This is a genomic window from Microcoleus sp. Pol7_A1 (genome assembly GCF_036701085.1).
Taxonomy (GTDB): Bacteria; Cyanobacteriota; Cyanobacteriia; order Cyanobacteriales; family Microcoleaceae; genus Microcoleus; species Microcoleus asticus.
On the sequence record NZ_JAUBQD010000164.1, the window covers coordinates 1 to 1,331 of the forward strand.

The following is a 1,331-nucleotide window of genomic DNA, read 5'->3' on the forward strand; positions in this document are numbered from 1 at the left end:
ACTCTAATATCAGACGCTTCAATATTGCTCATCTTTTAAAAATACTTGAGCGCGCGAGCGCACCTGCGGAATGTGGGTTAGATTTTAACATTCGGATATTCTCCATCCAATTCACTTCTCTATATTTACGCAAATAATTAGGCTTGACTATAATTATATCTACTTGTTTGTTAGCTACGGTTTGCATTACTGCTTCTACATCAAAGCCATAATATGTCACCAAATTAACTCTCATAAACCGCCTCGCCAATAGGCTAAAATTCAACAAATTATCTTCAACAATTAAAAGTTTTATTGAGGCTTGAATTTGTTCGGATTCACCAATCTCTGCGAGAACACAACGGTTCATAGGATGAAATTTAAAAATAGCAATTATTGTTAATTTTTCATCATTCTGAAAACCCAATAAATCATTATAGGATTTTGCAGGAACTGAGCAATAGACTAAATCCCACTGACAAGAGTTTTTATGTGAATCACAAACCAGTAATACCAAATCCGGGTTAGTTACCCCCTTTATGACGGCCATACCGAAACTTAGCCATATTGGCGGGCGCTCGACACGCCAGGCGGGCGCTCGACACGCCAGGCGGGCGCTCGACACGCCAGGCGGGCGACATATTCCCCTGCTCACGACTCGTTTACTGGTGGTTTATGAGCTACCATCGTTCGTTGATGTAAGTTAAAGGTTCAAACAAAAAGATGACAAGAATTGCACATCTAGAACCCTACTTGAGTGCAGCAGAACTCAAGCACCGTTATCGAGAGACAACCAATCCCATAGAAGCCCGTCGTTGGCAACTATTGTGGTTAATTTCGCTATCCTGGACCATCAAAGAAGCAGCAGCAGTAATTGGCATCAATTATGACTATGCTCGAACAATAGTTAAAAGCTATAACCAGCAAGGAGAGACAGCAATTCTTCAAAAAAAGCAGTCCCCAAAAAAACGTCCCAGCCATACCTTACTCAATGCTTTTCAATTAGAAGAACTGCGTTTAAGTTTAAAAGGAGAATCGCCCGATAGAGGCATCTGGAGTGGACCAAAAGTTGCATTATGGGTCGCCCAAAAGACCGGGAGAGAACAAGTGGGAAAACTATTAGGATGGGACTACCTAAAAAAGTGCGGTTACTCACCTCAAAAACCTCGACCTCGACATAAGAAACGGGAGAAAATTGAACAAGAGGAATTTAAAAAAAACTCTCAGACCGAGTGAGGGAACTGCAAGAAAGATACCCTTCACAGCCTATAGAGGTCTGGGAGCGTGTCACTTTTGCGACAAGTATAAATACTCAAAACAAGTGGGGCAAAGGTTTTGAGCTATTGTTGGCA

General features: G+C 41.6%; 2 protein-coding genes. One reads left to right on the forward strand and one right to left on the reverse strand.

All coding sequences use genetic code 11. The features are described from left to right. Positions 1 to 28 precede the first annotated feature (28 nt). On the reverse strand, positions 29 to 529 hold the full coding sequence (locus QUA20_RS31770) for a hypothetical protein (protein ID WP_333194320.1): 501 nt from the start codon (positions 527 to 529) through the stop codon (positions 29 to 31). A gap of 203 nt (positions 530 to 732) precedes the next feature. Between QUA20_RS31770 and QUA20_RS31775 the strand changes: the two genes are divergently transcribed. Next, entirely contained in the window at positions 733 to 1,215 is a 483-nt protein-coding gene (locus tag QUA20_RS31775; RefSeq protein WP_333194322.1) for a winged helix-turn-helix domain-containing protein, read from the forward strand. Positions 1,216 to 1,331 lie beyond the last annotated feature (116 nt).